At 70.9% G+C, this 16,931-nt stretch carries 13 protein-coding genes and 1 pseudogene; 8 read left to right on the top strand and 6 right to left on the bottom strand.

Going from position 1 to position 16,931, the window contains the following annotated elements; all coding sequences use genetic code 11:
* Nucleotides 1-17 precede the first annotated feature (17 nt).
* Nucleotides 18-851 (bottom strand): annotated as a pseudogene (cobA, locus tag CSC68_RS00475) (uroporphyrinogen-III C-methyltransferase); the annotation flags it as partial.
* Between the two features lie 150 nt (nt 852-1,001).
* Between cobA and CSC68_RS00470 the strand changes: the two are divergent.
* Nucleotides 1,002-1,985 (top strand): LysR family transcriptional regulator, encoded by a 984-nt coding sequence (locus CSC68_RS00470; RefSeq protein ID WP_162201547.1) that lies wholly within the window; start codon nt 1,002-1,004, stop codon nt 1,983-1,985.
* A 9-nt stretch (nt 1,986-1,994) separates the two neighbouring features.
* Here CSC68_RS00470 and CSC68_RS00465 read toward each other — a convergent pair whose 3' ends face one another.
* Both CSC68_RS00465 and CSC68_RS00460 read right to left on the bottom strand, forming a co-directional pair.
* Nucleotides 1,995-2,354 carry a nuclear transport factor 2 family protein gene (locus tag CSC68_RS00465; RefSeq protein ID WP_162201546.1) on the bottom strand — a complete coding sequence of 120 codons (360 nt, stop codon included), beginning with the start codon at nt 2,352-2,354 and terminating at the stop codon, nt 1,995-1,997.
* Nucleotides 2,354-2,575 carry a glycine zipper domain-containing protein gene (locus CSC68_RS00460; RefSeq protein WP_162201545.1) on the bottom strand — a complete coding sequence of 74 codons (222 nt, stop codon included), beginning with the start codon at nt 2,573-2,575 and terminating at the stop codon, nt 2,354-2,356. The genes CSC68_RS00465 and CSC68_RS00460 overlap by 1 nt, the downstream gene beginning before the upstream one ends.
* A gap of 163 nt (nt 2,576-2,738) precedes the next feature.
* On the opposite strand from CSC68_RS00460, the gene CSC68_RS00455 reads away from it, so the two are divergent.
* Nucleotides 2,739-3,122: a DUF6165 family protein gene (locus tag CSC68_RS00455; protein ID WP_162201544.1), complete on the top strand. Its 384-nt coding sequence runs from the start codon at nt 2,739-2,741 to the stop codon at nt 3,120-3,122.
* A gap of 19 nt (nt 3,123-3,141) precedes the next feature.
* Here the strand turns inward: CSC68_RS00455 and CSC68_RS00450 are convergent, their stop codons facing one another.
* From CSC68_RS00450 to CSC68_RS00440, 3 genes are all read right to left on the bottom strand, one after another.
* Nucleotides 3,142-3,882: a phosphoadenylyl-sulfate reductase gene (locus tag CSC68_RS00450; RefSeq protein ID WP_162201543.1), complete on the bottom strand. Its 741-nt coding sequence runs from the start codon at nt 3,880-3,882 to the stop codon at nt 3,142-3,144.
* A gap of 43 nt (nt 3,883-3,925) precedes the next feature.
* On the bottom strand, nt 3,926-5,644 hold the full coding sequence (gene cysI / locus CSC68_RS00445) for an assimilatory sulfite reductase (NADPH) hemoprotein subunit (RefSeq protein ID WP_162201542.1): 1,719 nt from the start codon (nt 5,642-5,644) through the stop codon (nt 3,926-3,928).
* 69 nt (nt 5,645-5,713) lie between these two features.
* Nucleotides 5,714-7,564, bottom strand: a complete 1,851-nt coding sequence (locus CSC68_RS00440) for an assimilatory sulfite reductase (NADPH) flavoprotein subunit (protein WP_162201541.1) — start codon at nt 7,562-7,564, stop codon at nt 5,714-5,716.
* Nucleotides 7,565-7,799: 235 nt separating this feature from the next.
* Here CSC68_RS00440 and cysD point away from each other — a divergent pair, with 235 nt between their 5' ends.
* The 6 genes from cysD to CSC68_RS00410 all read left to right on the top strand — a co-directional run bounded on the left by cysD (nt 7,800) and on the right by CSC68_RS00410 (nt 16,848).
* Nucleotides 7,800-8,711, top strand: coding sequence for a sulfate adenylyltransferase subunit CysD (gene cysD / locus CSC68_RS00435; RefSeq protein ID WP_162201540.1), 912 nt, complete (start codon nt 7,800-7,802; stop codon nt 8,709-8,711).
* Nucleotides 8,711-10,675: a sulfate adenylyltransferase subunit CysN gene (gene cysN, locus CSC68_RS00430; protein ID WP_162201539.1), complete on the top strand. Its 1,965-nt coding sequence runs from the start codon at nt 8,711-8,713 to the stop codon at nt 10,673-10,675. Before cysD ends, cysN begins: the two co-directional genes overlap by 1 nt.
* Nucleotides 10,676-10,780: 105 nt before the next feature.
* Nucleotides 10,781-11,896: an efflux RND transporter periplasmic adaptor subunit gene (locus CSC68_RS00425; RefSeq protein WP_162201538.1), complete on the top strand. Its 1,116-nt coding sequence runs from the start codon at nt 10,781-10,783 to the stop codon at nt 11,894-11,896.
* A gap of 4 nt (nt 11,897-11,900) precedes the next feature.
* Nucleotides 11,901-15,035 (top strand): efflux RND transporter permease subunit, encoded by a 3,135-nt coding sequence (locus CSC68_RS00420; RefSeq protein ID WP_162201537.1) that lies wholly within the window; start codon nt 11,901-11,903, stop codon nt 15,033-15,035.
* Nucleotides 15,028-15,582, top strand: a complete 555-nt coding sequence (locus CSC68_RS00415) for a GNAT family N-acetyltransferase (RefSeq protein ID WP_162201536.1) — start codon at nt 15,028-15,030, stop codon at nt 15,580-15,582. The genes CSC68_RS00420 and CSC68_RS00415 overlap by 8 nt, the downstream gene beginning before the upstream one ends.
* A 63-nt stretch (nt 15,583-15,645) precedes the next feature.
* Nucleotides 15,646-16,848, top strand: a complete 1,203-nt coding sequence (locus CSC68_RS00410) for a DUF418 domain-containing protein (RefSeq protein WP_162201535.1) — start codon at nt 15,646-15,648, stop codon at nt 16,846-16,848.
* Nucleotides 16,849-16,931 lie beyond the last annotated feature (83 nt).

Genomic DNA, 16,931 nt, shown 5'->3' with positions numbered 1-16,931 from the left:
CGTGCCAGCTGTGGGGGTCAGGCCGCGCGTGCCAGTGCCGCCGGCAGGCCCAGCGGCGCGGCGCCGAACCAGTGCAGCTGGCCGGCCAGCGCGGCCACTTCGCCCAGGATCAGCAGGGCCGGCGAGGCCACAGCATGCGCCCGGGCGGTTAGCGCCAGGTCGCGAAGGGTGCCGGTGACGACCCGCTGCTCCGGGCGCGAGCCGTTTTCCACCAGGGCGAAGGGGGTGGCCGGGTCGCGCCCGGCCTCGAGCATGCGCTGCTGCAGCTGTTCCAGCGCGGCCACGCCCATGTACAGGGCCAGGGTCTGCCGCTCCTGGGCCAGCGATTCCCAGTCCGGCGCCTCGACCGAGTCGCGGCAGTGCGCGGTGGCCAGGCGCAGCGACTGGGCGTGGTCGCGGTGGGTCAGCGGGATGCCGGCATAGGCGGCGCAAGCCAGCGCGGCGGTGACGCCGGGCACCACCTGGTAGGGGATGCCGTGCGCGCGCAGGAATTCCAGCTCCTCGCCGCCGCGGCCGAACACGAAGGGATCGCCGCCCTTCAGCCGCACCACCCGCAGCCCGGCGCGGGCATGGTGCAGCATCAGCGCATGGATCTCCTCCTGCGGCATGCTGTGGTTGCCAGCCGACTTGCCGACCTCGACCCGCTGCGCCCGCGGATTGGCCAGCGCCAGCACACCGGGGCCGACCAGGCGGTCGTGCAGCACGGCCTCGGCCGCCTCCAGCGCGCGCAGGGCGTGCAGGGTCAGCAGGCCCGGATCCCCGGGGCCGGCGCCGACCAGGGTCACGCTGCCCGGCTGCAGGACCAGGGAACCAGGGGACGGGGCGGCGGCGGGCGGGAGGCTCACGGCAGGCAGTCGCAGGAAGGGAAGCCGACCGTACGACGCCCTCATAACGGGCGGAAATAACTTGCCGGGCAAAGCTCATGCGTTCGGGTTATAAGACTGGAGCGTGGATTGCCCTACAGTCCGCTGCACCCCGCCAAGCCGTTGACGGTACCGCGCATGACGCTCACCCAGCTGCGTTATCTGGTCGCCATTGCCGACGCAGGGCTCAACATCACCCTGGCCGCGGCGCGTGTGCACGCCACCCAGCCGGGCCTGTCCAAGCAGCTCAAACAGCTCGAGGACGAGCTGGGCTTCCTGCTGTTCGTGCGCAAGGGCCGCAGCCTGGAGGCGATCACCCCGGCCGGGGCCGAGGTGCTGGAACGCGCGCGCGTGATCCTGGCCGAGACCGCCAACATCCGCGCCTACGCCGCCAACCAGCGCCGCGACAACCAGGGCCAGCTGACCATCATCACCACGCACACCCAGTCCCGCTTCGTGCTGCCGCCGGCGATCGCGCGGATCAAGCGCGATTTCCCCCAGGTGAGCGTGCACCTGCAGCAGTCCGCCGAGGGCGTGGCCCTGGACCTGCTGTCGCAGGGGGATGCCGACATGGCCGTGGTCAGCACCGCCGGCAGCGAGCCGCAGGGCGGGGTGGCGGTGCCGCTGTACCGCTGGCGCCGGCTGGCGCTGGTGCCGCGCGGCCATCCGCTCGACCGCGCCGGACGCGCTCCCGACATCCACGAACTCGCGCAGTACCCGCTGATCAGCTACGAATCCTCGGTGCGCCCGGAATCCTCGCTGCAGCGTGCGTTCCATTCGGTGGGGCTGGAGCCGAACCTGGCGCTCACCGCGCTGGATGCGGACCTGATCAAGACCTACGTGCGCGCCGGGCTGGGCGTGGGCGTGCTGGCGGAAATGGCGGTGAGCAGCAGCGATACCGACCTGCGTGGCTGGCCGGCGCCGCCAGAGGTCAGCGAATGCATCGCCTGGGCAGTGCTGCCACGCGAGCGGGTGCTGCGCGACTACGCGCTGGAACTGGTCCACGTGCTGGCGCCGCAGATCGACAAGCGTGACCTGCGCCGGGTGCTGGACGGCAACCAGGAGCCGGACTGGCCGATACCGCCGGGCTGGGAACAGCTGACCCAGACGATCACCAGCTGAACCACGCCCTCAGGCCAATGGCGTCTGGTGATGCAGGGCCAGCAGCCACTGGTCCCGGTGGCGCACGTAGGTGGAACTGCACAGCGCGGCGTACGCTCCACCGGGGGCGCCACGCGAGGCGTGGGCACGGTAGGCCAGTACCACCACCCCCGTGCCGTCGTCGGCAGACACCTGGTCGTCGAAGCGGACCGTGTCCCACCGCGGGGCTCCGCGGATCGAGGCGAGGGTGCCCGCGCGATCGAGCACGCCGACTGGCGGCGGCAGCACCATCAGTGCACCGGGTGCCAGGTGCTGCGCATGGAACGCGGCGTCGCCCAGCCAGAACTGCTGCTCCATGCGCCACAGCGGATGCGGGGGCAGGCTGGCCATCAGGATCCACCGTCGTTGCGGTTCCCGCCCGTTCCCGCATCGTCCCCCCGCTTCGTGCGCTTGCTGGATGTCGCCAGCGACAGGGCGATGCCGATGGCGATACCCGGCCCGATGCCAAGTGCCACGTTGTCCATCGCCACGCCGATGGCCGCGCCAATGGCGATGCCCAGGGCGATGCCGGTGGCGAGGGAAATGCCTCTTCCGCCGTGCTCGGATGCCATGTCGCCTCCGCGGGGGTATCCAGGTCGTCGGCAGTCTGCGCCGGCGACGGTGGACGCCGTGTTCGCGCCCGGGTGCGGCGTGCGCAGGTTTTTCGGCGCGGCCGCGCACGGCCCGTTGCGACCCTCCGGTAAACTGGGCGCCCCAGCCGCCAGCAGAAGCCGCATGAACACCATCATGGTCCCCGTCTCGGTCGGGGAGCTCGTCGACAAGATCACGATCCTGGAGATCAAGGCCGAGCGCATCGCCGATCCGGACAAGCGCGCCAACGTCGTGCGCGAGCTGGAGGGCCTGCTGCCGCTATGGGAGAGGACAGGCGCCGGCTCGCCGGAGCTGGACGCGCTGAAGCTGAAGCTGCGCGACGTCAACGAGCGCATGTGGGACGTGCAGGACGCGCTGCGCGCCAAGGAGGCCGCGCAGGACTTCGGCGCGGAGTTCATCGAGCTGGCACGCGCCGTGGCCACGCGCAACGGCGAGCGGGTCGGCTACAAGAACGACATCAACCGCCTGGCCGGCTCGCAGTTCATCGAGGAAAAGCAGTACCGCTGATTTCCAGGGGGGGTATCCCTCAGATGTCCTCGTGGATCCCGCACTCGCGCTTGAGGCCGAAGAAGCGGGTGTCCTCGTCCTTCATGCCCGGCTCCCAGCGCTTGGTGGTGTGGAAGTCGCCGATGGAGACGTAGCCCTCGTGCCACAGCGGGTGGTAGGGAAGGTCGTGCTTCTTCAGGTACTGCCACACGTCGCGGTCGTTCCAGTCGGCGATCGGGCTGACCTTCAGGCGGTTGCCGCGCCACTGCAGGATCGGGGTGTTCGCGCGGGTGGACGACTGGCTGCGGCGCAGGCCGGTGAACCAGGTGCCGGCACCCAGTTCCTCCAGTGCGCGCCGCATCGGCTCGACCTTGCGCAGCTGGTTGTAGTTGTCCAGGCCCTCCACGCCCTGCTCCCACAGGCGCCCGTGACGCGCTTCCATCCATGCGCGGCTGACCAGCGGGCGGTAGACCTTGAGGTTGAGCTTCAGGCGCTCGCTCAGCTCGTCGGCGAAGCGGTAGGTCTCGGGGAACAGGTAGCCGGTGTCGACCAGGATCACCGGGATGTCCGGCTTCTGCACGGTCAGCATATGCAGCGCGACGGCCGCCTGTGCGCCGAAGCTGGAGGACAGCACGTGGGTGGCCGGACCGTGTTCCAGCGCCCAGGCCACGCGCGCCTCGGCATCCATCGCCTCCAGCCGGGGATTGAGCGCGTCGAGGTCCAGCGCTGGGTGGGCGTCGCTGTTGGCGGCTTCGTTCGAGGTGGCGGCGGTGATGCTCATGGGGGACGCTCCGGTCCGGATACGACGGGGGTCAGGCAAAAGGTCAGGCGGGCACGGCTTTGGCTTCGGCCGGCCCGACCTGGACATGGGTGGGATACGGCGGCAGGGCGATGAGGCCTGCGCGATGCAGGAAGTCGCCGAAGCGTTCGTCCGGCTGGCGTCCGGCCGCGTACTGCGCCAGCAGCGGCTCCAGCGCCTCGAGGATCTGCGCTTCGGTGATGTTCTCGCGGTAGAGGGTGTTGAGGCGCTGGCCGCGGTGGTCGGCGCCGAGCATCAGGTTGTAGCGGCCCGGGGCCTTGCCGACCAGGGCGATCTCGCCCAGGTAGGGACGGGAGCAGCCGTTGGGGCAGCCGGAGATGCGCAGCAGGATCGGTGCCTCGGCCAGGCCCAGCTTCTCCAGGATGGGTTGCAGCTTGCCGGCGAAATCGGGCAGGTAGCGCTCGGCCTCGGCCATGGCCAGGGCGCAGGTGGGCAGGGCGACGCAGGCCATCGCGGTGCGCTGCAGCGCGGTCGGGGCGCGGTTCTCCAGGTCCAGGCCATGGTCGCGTACCAGCGCGTCGATGCGCTTGCGCTCGCCTGCCGGCACGTCGGCGATGACAAGGTTCTGGTTGGACGTCAGGCGGAACTGGCCGCGATGCACGTTGGCGATCTCGCGCAGGCCGGTCAGGTGCGGCGCGCCGGGGCGGTCGGCGATGCGGCCGGACGGGATCGACAGGGTCAGGTGCCAGCGTCCGTCCTCGTCCTCGATCCAGCCGAAGCGGTCGCCGTTGTGCTCGAAGTGGAACGGACGCGCCGGCTGCAGGCGGAAACCTGCCAGCTCCTCCATGCGTGCGACGATGGCGTCCAGGCCCTTGTCGTCGATGGTGTACTTGAAACGCGCGTGCTTGCGCTCGACCCGGTCGCCAAGGTCGCGCTGCACGACCACCGCGGCGCGGGCGATGTCGATCGCCTGCTCCGGGGCGACGAAACCGATCACGTTGCCCAGGCGCGGATAGGTCTTCGGATCGCCGTGGCTGGCGCCCATGCCGCCACCGATGGCGATGTTGAAGCCGGCCAGGCCGCCAGCGCCGTCGTCGATCGCGATCAGGCCAAAGTCGTTGGCGAACACGTCCACGTCGTTCACCGGCGGCACGGCGATGGCCATCTTGAACTTGCGCGGCAGGTAGGCGGTGCCGTACAGCGGATCCTCCTCCTGTCCGCTGTCGGCCAGCTTCTCATGGTCCAGCCAGATCTCGTAGTAGGCGCGGGTCTTCGGCAGGAACTCCAGCGACAGCTTCTGCGCCCACTCGTGCACCTGCGCGTGCAGTCCGGACAGCAGCGGATTGCTGCAGCCGAGCACGTTGCGGTTGACGTCGCCGCAGGCGGAGATGGTGTCCAGCGCCGCGGCGTTGATCGCCTGCATGGTCGCCTTCAGCTCGCGCTTGACCACGCCGTGGAACTGGAAGGTCTGGCGGGTGGTGATGCGCAGCGAGTGGTTGGCGAAGCGGGTGGCGATGGCGTCCATCTTGAGCCACTGCTCCGGAGTGAACACTCCGCCCGGGGCGCGGATCCGGATCATGAACTGGTGTGCCGGCTCCAGCTTCTGCCGGCGGCGTTCGTCGCGGATGTCGCGGTCGTCCTGCTGGTAGGTGCCGTGGAACTTCACCAGGCGCTGGTCCTCGAAGGACAGCGAGCCCGTGACCGGATCGGCCAGTCCCTCCAGCAGCGTGCCCCGCAGGCCGCGGCTGTTGGTCTTGATGTCTTCGACGGAGGGATGGCTCATTGGTCGGGATTCGGGATTCGGGATTCGGGATTCGGGATTGGAGACGTGTTTCCGTTGAACCGGATCGGGTCAGTAGACGTCGCGGGCGTAGCGCCCTTCGGCCTGCAGCGTGGTGAGGTACTCGGCGGCCGCCTCGCGGTCGCCGCCGTTGTGCGCGGCCACCACGTCCAGCAGCGCCGCGTGCACGTCCTTGCCCATGGCGATGGCGCCGCAGACGTAGAAGTGCGCGCCGCCCTGCAGCCAGTCGTAGACCTCGGCGCCACGCTCGCGCAGTCGGTCCTGGACGTAGACCTTGCGTGGCTGGTCACGGGAGAAGGCCAGGTCGAGGCGATGCAACTCCTTGCGTTGCAGGGCCTCCTGCCACTCGACCTGGTAAAGGAATCCGGTGTTGAAGTGCCGGGTGCCGAAGAACAGCCAGTTGCGGCCGCTGGCGCCGGTCTCGGCGCGCTCCTGTACGAAGCCGCGGAACGGGGCGACGCCGGTGCCGGGGCCGACCATGATGATGTCGCGGCCTGGATCGGCCGGGACCCGGAAGCGCTCGTTGGGCTCGATGTAGACCGGCACCTGCGCGCCTTCCTCCAGCGCGGCCAGGAAGGCCGAGGCGGCGCCGAGGTGGGTGTGGCCGTGCGCCTGGTAGCGCAGCACGTCCACGGTCAGGTGCGCCTCCTCGCCCACGCGCTTGCGGCTGGAGGCGATCGAGTACAGGCGCTGGGCCTGCGGACGCAGCGCGGCCACCAGGGCCTGCTGGTCCCAATCCGCCGGCCAGCGGCGCAGCATGTCCACCAGCTGGTGGTCCGCGAGCAGCGCCGCCAGGCCGGCAGGCTGGGGGGGGTCGAGCAGCTGGCGCAGCGACGCGGAGCCGGAGCGCTCGGCGGGCGCGGCCCGGAACGGCCGCGACAGCCGGGTCAGTTCGCGTCGCGTGGCAAGCCACTCGTGCAGGGGCAGAGTTTCCCCATCGATGGTGACGGCAGCGTTACCGTCGAGCCGCGTGGCTTCCAGGACGGACTCGACCAGGGACTCGGGATTGCGATGGCGGATGCCCAGCGCGTCGCCGGGTTCATAGGCCAGGCCGGAGCCTTCCAGCGACAGTTCGATGTGGCGGACGTCCTTTTCCGGCGCGTCGTAGCGGCGGAAGCCGGTGCGGTGGAACTCGCGGCCGGTGATCTGCTGGTTCGCGAGCACTTCGGCCGGGAACGGTCGCTCATGCGACCAGCTGGTCGCCGGCCGCAGCGGGGTCACAGTGGCCAGGTGGGTGGACGCGGGCGCGGCCGCGCGCAGCAGCTCGCCGGCCTTGGCCAGCGCCGCCTCGCGCCAGGGTGCCGCGACGGTGTCGATATCCAGGTCCGCCTGGCCCAGGTCGTGGATCCGCTGGGCGCCCAGCTCGGCCAGGCGTGCGTCCAGCTTGCGGGCGATGCCGCAGAAGTCGGCGTAGCTGGTGTCGCCCAGCCCGAGCACCGCGTACCGGAGCTCCGGCAGCTTCGGCGCGCGCTTGCCGGAAAGGAATTCGGTGAAACCGATCGCGTCGTCCGGCGGGTCGCCCTCGCCCTGGGTGCTGATGACGATATAGAGCAGGCGCTCGCTGGCCAGCTCGCGGGTCGGGTAGCTGTCGGTGCGGACCAGGCGCACGGCCAGGCCGGCGGCCTCGGCGGCCTGGGCCAGCTTCTCCGCTTCGCGGCGCGCATTGCCGGTCTGGCTGCCATAGAGCACGGTGAGCCGCTGCCCGGCCTGCGGTGCAGCGGCCGCGCCGCCACCCGGCAGCACCGCCAGCTGCGGCGCCGCCTGGACCTGGGCCAGGCCGGCGGTATAGCCGGACAGCCACCACAGCGAGGGCGCATCCAGGCCGTCGACCAGCCGTGCAAGCAGGACCTTGCGGCCCTCGTCGAGCGGACTGGGTGGCAGGGCGGGGGACGCGGCTGTCATCGCTGGGGGCCTTGTGGCGCGGCGTCGCAAGTCGACGGATGACCGATGGTAGGAAGCCCGCTCCTGCACCTGAAACGGCTTGTGGTTATTGGCTTATGCTCCCCGCTTATTTCAGGTGCCACGCTGCGCGCCCGGATACTGCGCCTCCCGAAGCGCCGCCCGCTGCCGTGCGGCGTGGTATGGCGAACGCAGCAGGAGGCCGCGGCGCCTGGCCGCCCCCACAACCCGAATGCCGATGAGCCCCGCCCACCGCCTGTCCCACCTCGACCGCCTCGAAGCGGAGAGCATCCACATCCTGCGCGAGGTGGCCGCCGAGTTCCGCAACCCGGTGCTGCTGTACTCGGTGGGCAAGGACAGCTCGGTGCTGCTGCACCTGCTGCTCAAGGCCTTCGCCCCCGCGAAGCCGCCGATCCCGCTGCTGCACGTGGACACGCGCTGGAAGTTCCGCGAGATGATCGCCTTCCGCGACCGCCGCGCGGCGGAGACCGGCGTGGAGCTGCGGGTGCACGTCAACCCCGATGGCATCGCCCAGGACATAGGCCCGGTCAGCCACGGCGCCACCGTGCACACCGACGTGATGAAGACCCAGGGCCTGAAGCAGGCGCTGGACAAGTGGAAGTTCGACGCCGCCATCGGCGGCGCGCGCCGCGACGAGGAGAAGTCGCGCGCCAAGGAGCGGGTGTTCTCGTTCCGCAACGAAAACCACCGCTGGGATCCCAAGCGCCAGCGCCCGGAGCTGTGGAACCTGTACAACGCTCGCATCCGCAGCGGCGAGAGCGTGCGCGTGTTCCCGCTGTCCAACTGGACCGAGCTGGACGTGTGGCTCTACATCTACCGCGAGAAGATCCCGGTGGTGCCGCTGTACTTCGCCGCCGAGCGCCCGGTGGTCGAGCGCGACGGGGCGCTGATCATGGTCGACGACGAGCGCCTGCCGCTGGCGCCGGGCGAAGTGCCGCGGCTGCGCAAGGTGCGCTTCCGCACCCTCGGCTGCTATCCGCTGACCGGCGCCATCGAATCGGAGGCCGACAGCCCTGAGGCGATCATCGCCGAGATGCTGGTGGCCACCACCTCCGAGCGCCAGGGCCGGGTGATCGACCAGGACCCGACCGCGTCGATGGAGCAGAAGAAGCTCGAGGGATATTTTTGATGAACAGCGGTGATTCGTCATTCGTGATTGGTGATTCGAAAGAGCAGGCCACCGCCGTTGCTTCTTCCAGTCACGAATCACCAATCACCAATGACGGCGCGGATAGCGCGGTTTCGCTCTATCTGCGCCAGCACGAATCCAAGCCGCTGCTGCGCTTCATCACCTGCGGCAGCGTGGACGACGGCAAGAGCACCCTGATCGGGCGCCTGCTGTACGAGAGCAAGCGCCTGTTCGACGACCAGCTGGCGGCATTGGAGGCCGACAGCCGCCGCCATGGCACCCAGGGCGAGCGCATCGATTACGCCCTGCTGCTGGATGGCCTGGCCGCCGAGCGCGAGCAGGGCATCACCATCGACGTCGCCTACCGCTACTTCGATACCGACAAGCGCAAGTTCATCGTCGCCGACTGCCCTGGCCACGAGCAGTACACCCGCAACATGGCCACCGGCGCCTCCACCGCCGACCTGGCGGTGGTGCTGGTGGACGCGCGCAAGGGCATGCTGGCGCAGACCCGCCGGCACAGCTTCATCCTTTCGCTGCTGGGCATCCGCCACGTGGTGCTGGCGGTGAACAAGATGGACCTGGTCGGCTACGACCGGGCCGTGTTCGAAGGCATCGCCTCCGGCTACCGCGAGCTGGCCGCGCAGCTGGGCATCCCCGACGTGCAGGCGATCCCGCTGTCGGCCCTGGAGGGCGACAACCTGCTGCAGCGTTCGCCGAACACGCCCTGGTACGGCGGCCCGGCGCTGCTGGAGCACCTGGAGGCGGTGGAGGTCGAGGACGGCCAGGCCCGCACCGGCCTGCGGCTGCCGGTGCAGTGGGTGAACCGGCCCAACCAGGACTTCCGGGGTTTCGCCGGCACGATCGCCGCCGGCGTGGCGCGCCCGGGCGACCCGGTGGTGGTGCTGCCGTCGGCGCGACGCTCGACCATCGCCCAGGTGCTGGGACCGGACGGGCCGCTGCAGCGCGCCGAAGCCGGCCAGGCGGTGACCCTCACCCTGGCCGACGAGATCGATGTCAGCCGCGGCGACCTGATCGCCGCCGCCGGCGATCCACCCGCGGTCGCCGACCAGTTCGCCGCCCACGTGCTGTGGATGAGCGACGCGCCGTTGCTGCCGGGACGGCCGTACTGGCTGAAGATCGGCACGCGCACCGTGGCGGCCAGCATCAGCGAGATCAAGCACCGGATCGACGTGAACACCCAGGAGCGCCTGGCGGCCAAGCGCCTGGAGCTCAACGAAGTCGGCTACTGCAACCTGAGCCTGGAGGAGCCGGTCCCGTTCACGTCCTACGTCGAGAACCGCACCCTCGGCGGCTTCATCCTGATCGACCGCCAGAACAACGACACCGTCGCCGCCGGCACCCTGGACTTCGCCCTGCGCCGCGCCGACAACGTGCACTGGCAGCACCTGGACGTGGACAGGGCCGCCCGCGCGCGGATCAAGGGCCAGGTGCCGAAGGTGCTGTGGTTCACCGGCCTGTCCGGCGCCGGCAAGTCCACCGTGGCCAACCTGGTGGACAAGCGCCTGCACGCGCTGGGCTACCACACCTTCGTCCTGGACGGCGACAACGTGCGCCACGGACTCAACCGCGACCTGGGCTTCACCGACGAGGACCGGGTGGAGAACATCCGCCGCGTGGCCGAGGTGGCCAGGCTGATGGCCGACGCCGGCCTGATCGTCCTGGTCAGCTTCATCTCCCCGTTCCGCGCCGAGCGGCGGATGGCGCGGGAGCGGTTCGCCCCGGGCGAATTCATCGAGGTGTTCGTGGACGTGCCGCTGGAAGTGGCCGAGGCCCGCGACGTGAAGGGCCTGTACCGCAAGGCGCGCGCCGGCCTGATCCCGAACTTCACCGGCATCGACTCGCCCTACGAGGCCCCGGAACACCCGGAAGTGCACCTGGCGGCCGACCGCCAGGACCCGGAGAGCATGGTGGAGCAGGTGCTGGCGGCCCTTGACCTCTGAGCGGCGGGGAAGTTCCCGCCGCCACCGCCAACCAAAGCCACATACAGGCGTTCACGCGCGCTGGATAAACTCGGCGGCTTGCCCATGAATGCAGCGAGGCGGTCGATGGCGGTACGAGTTCCGGCGGTGGTCCTGTGCGGGCTGCTGGCATTGGCCGGGTGCGACCGCCAGGCAGCCGGCCCGGGTTCCGGCGCCGGGGCCATCCCGGTCGTCACCACGGTGGTCCAGCCGCGGCCGTGGAGCGACACCGTGCAGGGCCTGGGCACCGTCCGCGCGCGCGAGTCGGTGACCCTGACCGCCAAGGTCAGCGAGATCGTCGAGCAGGTGCATTTCGAGAGCGGGCAGAAGGTGGTCGCCGGCCAGCCGCTGGTGACCTTGCGCGTGGACGCCCAGCGGGCGGCGCTGATGGAGGCCGAGGCCGCCGCCGCCGAGGCCGAGCAGCAGTATCGCCGGCTGCAGAGCCTGGCCGGGCAGCAGCTGGTGTCGCAGGCCACGCTGGATACCCAGCGCGCCACCCGCGACGCGGCCGTGGCCCGGGTGCGGCAGATGCAGTCGGACATCGGCGACCGCCAGGTGCGCGCGCCGTTCTCCGGCGTGCTGGGCATCCGCCAGGTCAGCCCCGGCGCGCTGCTGACGCCCAATGCGGTGATCGCGACCCTGGACGACATCGCCCGGGTGTACGTGGACTTCCAGGTCCCGGAAACGGAGCTGTCGCGGGTCGCCGCCAATGCGGTGGTCGCCGCGCGCGGCGCGGCCTGGCCGGGGCGCACCTTCGAGGGGCGCGTGCAGACCGTCGAGGCGCGGATCGATCCCCAGACCCGGGCGGTCACCGTGCGCGCGGCGTTCGACAACCCCGAAGGCCTGCTGCGGCCCGGCATGCTGCTGGACGTGAGCCTGTTCCAGCCGCCGCGCGAGGCGCTGGTGGTGCCGGAACTGGCGGTGGTCCAGGTGGGCCGCGACTCGTTCGTGTACCGCGTCGATGGCGAGGGCGTGGTCGAGCAGGTGCCGGTGCGCACCGGGCTGCGCCGCGAGGGCATGGCCGAGATCCTCGAGGGACTGGCCGCCGGCGACCGCATCGTGGTCGAGGGCACCGGCAAGCTGCGCCCGGGTGTGAAGGTGGCCGATGCCGCCGCGCCGGCGCCGGCGGCGGACGGCGCCGAGGTCCGGGAAGAGGGCGGGGCCACGGACGCCATCGCTCCGGGCACCGGCGACCGGGGCTGAGCCGATGAAGCTGTCCGACCTGTCGATCCGCCGTCCCGTCTTCGCGATGGTGGTGAGCCTGCTGCTGGTGGTGCTGGGCGGCATGTCGTTCATGCGCCTGACCCTGCGCGAGCTGCCCAACATCGACCCGCCCATCGTCTCGGTGGAGGTGCGTTACCCCGGCGCATCGGCGGCAGTGGTCGAGACCCGCGTGACCCAGATCCTCGAGGATGGCCTGGCCGGCATCGAGGGCATCCGCACCATCCAGTCGCAGAGCCGCAACGGCCGCGCCGACGTCACCATCGAGTTCAACCTCAGCCGCGACATCGAGGCGGCGGCCAACGACGTGCGCGACCGCGTCAGCCGGGTCATGGATCGCCTGCCGGACGAGGCCGACCCGCCGGAGATCGCCAAGGTCGAGGCCGACGCCGACGTCATCATCTGGCTCAACATGCGCTCCACCGTGATGGACACGATGGAGCTGACCGACTACGCCGACCGCTACGTGGTCGACCGGCTGTCGGCGCTCGACGGCGTGGCCCGGGTGCAGCTGGGCGGTGGCCAGCGCTATGCCATGCGCATCTGGCTGGACCGCGACGCCATGGCCGCGCGCGGGATCACCGCCGGCGACGTGGAATCGGCGCTGCGCACCGAGAACGTGGAGCTGCCGGCCGGGCGCATCGAGTCGGCCACCCGCGACTTCACCCTGCGCGTGGAGCGCGGCTACCGCGCGCCGGAGCAGTTCGCGCAGCTGCCCCTGCGCAAGGGCGCGGACGGTTACGTGGTCCGCCTGGGCGACGTGGCCCGGGTCGAGCTGGGCCCGGAGGAGCGCCGCTCCTACCTGCGCAGCAACGGCGTGCCCAACGTCGGCCTGGGCATCGTCCGCACCTCCACCGCCAACGCCCTGGACGTGGCCCGCGCCGCGCGCGCGGAGGCCGAGCAGGTCCAGAAGACCCTGCCGGAAGGCACCGACATCTTCGTCGCCTACGACAGCACCATCTTCATCGAGGCCTCGGTCGAGCGCGTGTACTGGACCCTGGGCGAGGCCATGGTCCTGGTGTTCGGAGTGATCTGGCTGTTCCTGGGCAGCCTGCGCGCGGCGCTGATCCCGGCGGTCACGGTGCCGGTGTGCCTGGTGGCGGCGTTCATCGCGCTCTACGCGTTCGGTTTCTCGATCAACCTGCTGACCCTGCTGGCCCTGGTGCTGTGCATCGGCCTGGTGGTGGACGACGCCATCGTGGTGCTGGAGAACGTGCAGCGCCGCGCCGACCTGGGCGAGCCGCCGCTGGTGGCCGCGCGTCGCGGCACCGCGCAGGTCGCGTTCGCGGTGATCGCCACCACCGCGGTGCTGGTGGCGGTGTTCCTGCCAGTGGGCTTCATGGAAGGCAACACCGGGCGCCTGTTCCGCGAACTGTCGGTGGCGCTGGCGGCGGCGGTGGCGATCTCGGCCTTCGTGGCCCTGACGCTCACGCCGATGATGTGCTCCAAGCTGGTGCGCCCGCATTCGGCCCCGCGCGGGCTCAATGCCTGGACCCAGCGCGTGCTGGCGCGCACCAGCGAAGGCTACGGCCGCCAGGTGACGCGCATGGTCGGGCTGCCGGGGCGGCGGCTGCTGGCCCTGCTGCTGCTGGCCATGGCCCTGTGCGTGGCGGCGGTGGCGGCGCTGGGCCTGCGCGTGCCCAGCGAGCTGGCGCCGGCCGAGGACCGCGGCCGCTTCTTCGTGATGGTCGACGGCCCCGAGGGTGCGGGCTTCGACTACACCGTCTCGCAGATCCAGCAGGTCGAGGAGGTGATCCTGCGCCGGGTCGGCCAGGACCAGCCGGTACAGCGCGCCAACTCGCGCGTGCCGCGCGGCTTCGGCGGCAGCGAGGAGATGCACACCGGACAGGTGGTGGTGTTCCTGCAGGACTGGCGCCAGCGCGAGGTCAGCACCGACGAGGTGGTGGCCGGGCTGCGCCGCGAGCTGGGCGCACTGCCCGGCGTGCAGGTGCGCGCCAACGTGCCCGGCGGCCTGGTCAGTACCCGCGGCCAGCGCTACCAGCTGGTCCTGGGCGGACCCGACTACGCCGAGCTGGCGCAGTGGCGCGACCGCATCCTGCAGCGCATGGAATCCAATCCCGGGATCCAGGACCCGGATTCGGACTACAAGGAAACGCGGCCGCAGATGCGGGTCGAGATCGACCGCGACCGCGCCGCCGACCTGGGCGTGCCGGTGCAGGAGATCGGCCGCACCCTGGAGACCATGATGGGCTCGCGCCAGGTGACCACCTACGTGGACAACGGCGAGGAGTACGACGTCATGCTCCAGGCCGACCGCGACAAGCGCATGGACCCGGGCGACCTCGAGCGCACCTGGGTGCGCGCCGCCAGCGGCGAACTGGTGCCGCTGTCCAACCTGGTCACCCTGCGCGAGGTGGCCGAACCGGGCAGCCTCAACCGCTTCAACCGCCTGCGCGCGATCACCATCAGCGCCGGCCTGGCGCCGGGCTACAGCATGGGCGAGGCACTGGAATGGACCCGCCAGGTGGCCGCCGAGGAGTTGCCGGACTACGCGCAGATCGACTGGAAGGGCGAGTCGCGCGAGTACCAGGAGGCCGGCGGCGCGGTGCTGCTGACCTTCGCCATGGCCCTGCTGGTGGTGTACCTGGTGCTGGCGGCGCAGTTCGAGAGCTTCCTGCATCCGCTGGTGATCATGCTCACCGTGCCGCTGGCGGTGCTGGGCGCGCTGATCGGGCTGTGGGCCACCGGCGGCACGCTCAACCTCTTCAGCCAGATCGGCATCGTCATGCTGATCGGCCTGGCGGCCAAGAACGGCATCCTGATCGTGGAGTTCGCCAACCAGCTGCGTGACGAGGGCCGCGACGTGGCCGCCGCGATCGCCGAGGCGGCGCGGGTGCGCCTGCGCCCGATCCTGATGACCTCGGTGGCCACCGTGGTCGGCGCGGTGCCGCTGGTGGTTGCCGGCGGGCCGGGCTCGGCCAGTCGCGCCACCATCGGCATCGTGATCATCTTCGGCGTGTCGTTCTCGACCCTGCTTTCGCTGTACGTGGTGCCCGCGTTCTACGCCCTGCTGGCGCCGTTCACCCGTTCGCCCGAGGCCCTGGCCCAGGAGCTGGCGCGGCTGGAGGCGGAGACCCCTTCGGTGGGCGGCCATGGCTGAGCCGGCGCGCACGCCGCTGCGCGTCGAGGGCGCGGGCTTCGTCTTGCGTCCCTGGCGCATCGATGACCTGGACGCGCTGCTGGAGCACGCCGACGACGCCGAGGTGGTACGCGGCCTCAGCGACCGCTTCCCGCACCCGTACAGCCGGGCCGACGGCGAGGCCTTCCTTTCCGGCCGGGTGGTGGACCTGTCCACCGCCTGGGCGATCGAGCTGGAGGGGCGCGCCTGCGGCGGCATCGGCCTGCTGCTGCAGCAGGGCGAGCGCGCGCACGCGGCCCGGCTGGGTTACTGGCTCGGCCGCCGCCATTGGGGGCGTGGCCACATGAGCCGGATCGTCGGCGTCTTCCTCGATCGGGCGGTGCCTGCGTACGGCCTGCAGCGGGTCGAGGCCTTCGTCCTGGACCACAACCGTGCCTCCGCCCGGGTGCTGGAGAAGAACGGCTTCCGTCCGGAGGGCACGGCCCGCGCCGCGATCCGCAAGGACGGCCGTTTCCACGACCTGCACTGGTTCGCCCGGCTGTGCGGCGAGGCCGCCGCCGGACGTTGAACAGGCCGCTTCCACCGGGCCCCGCATGCATCCACCATTGGCCGACCCACCGGAGGGAACGCCATGGCAGGGACCGACGCAGGCGCGCGCCTTGAGAACCTCGATGCCTTGCGGGGCTTCGCCCTGTTCGGCCTGTTCATGGTGCACATGCCGGAGCTGTTCGAGCTGTACTGGCTCGCCCCGGTGACCGACCCGTTCCAGCGGGCGGTGCACGATGCGGTCTGGCTGGTCTTCGCCGGCAAGTCGTTCGCGCTGATGGCGCTGTGTTTCGGCACCAGCTTCTTCATCCTGATGCAGGGCGGCGAGCGGCGCGGCCAGGACTTCACCGCGCGCTTCGTCTGGCGCCTGGCGCTGCTGGCGGCGATGGGCCTGCTGCACGGGCTGTGGTACCGCGGCGACATCCTCGAGGTGCTGGCGGTGATGGGCCTGTTCCTGCTGCCGTTCCACCGCGTCCGCTCCAACCGGGTGCTGCTGGCAGTGGCCGTGGTCCTGCTGCTGCAGCCGCTGATGCTGGTGCAGGCAGTGGCGGGGCTGGCCGGCGCGGAATGGGCCAACCGCCCGCCGGCGTACTGGGACATCCGCATCAACCCGCTGTACCTGTCCGGCAGCCTGTGGGACACGATCCGGATCAACGTGGTGGAAGGCCACGGCCAGAAGTGGTCCTTCATGTTCGGCTCCGGGCGCCTGAGCCAGATCCTCGGCCTGTCCCTGGTGGGCATGGTGCTGGGCCGGACCGGCTTCTTCGCCCGGCCGGAGGCGTTCGCACGCATGCGCATCGGCGGGCTGCTGCTGTCGCTGGCGGCGGCGGGGGCGCTGCACTACCTGCGCGACCCGCTGGCCGTGCTGGTGCCGGCCAGCGAAGGCATGACCATGCCGCGCGACCGGGTCTGGACCATGCTCGGCAGCCTGTTCGACCTGGCGATGATGGCGGTGCTGCTGTTCGGCTTCCTCGCCCTGTACCACGGTCCTGGGCGCCGGCTGCTAGGCCTGCTGGCCCCGGCGGGACGGATGACGCTGAGCCTGTACGTCGCCCAGTCGCTGGTGTTCGTGCCGGTGTTCTACGGCTACGGGCTGGGCCTGCACGCCAGCATGACCCAGCTGCAGGCGGTGGCCTGGGGCCTGGTCGCCTTCGCCGCGCAGCTGGCATTGGCCCATCTCTGGTTCCGGCACTTCCTGTACGGGCCGCTGGAATGGCTGTGGCGCGCGGCTACCTGGCTGGATCCGCGCCTGCCGTTCCGTCGCAGGCACGCGACCACGCCGGCCTGAGCCGGGGTCCACGCGACGCGCATGTGCGGGAAGGCACTGCGCGTGGCGGCGGTATGCGGTTATCTTTCCCCACACCCTGCGGT

It is taken from the genome of Pseudoxanthomonas suwonensis (assembly GCF_010093235.1).
GTDB classification, from domain to species: domain Bacteria; phylum Pseudomonadota; class Gammaproteobacteria; order Xanthomonadales; family Xanthomonadaceae; genus Pseudoxanthomonas; species Pseudoxanthomonas suwonensis.
The sequence above is the reverse complement of the archived record's forward strand: the minus strand, read 5'-3'. Positions and strand labels throughout refer to the sequence as shown.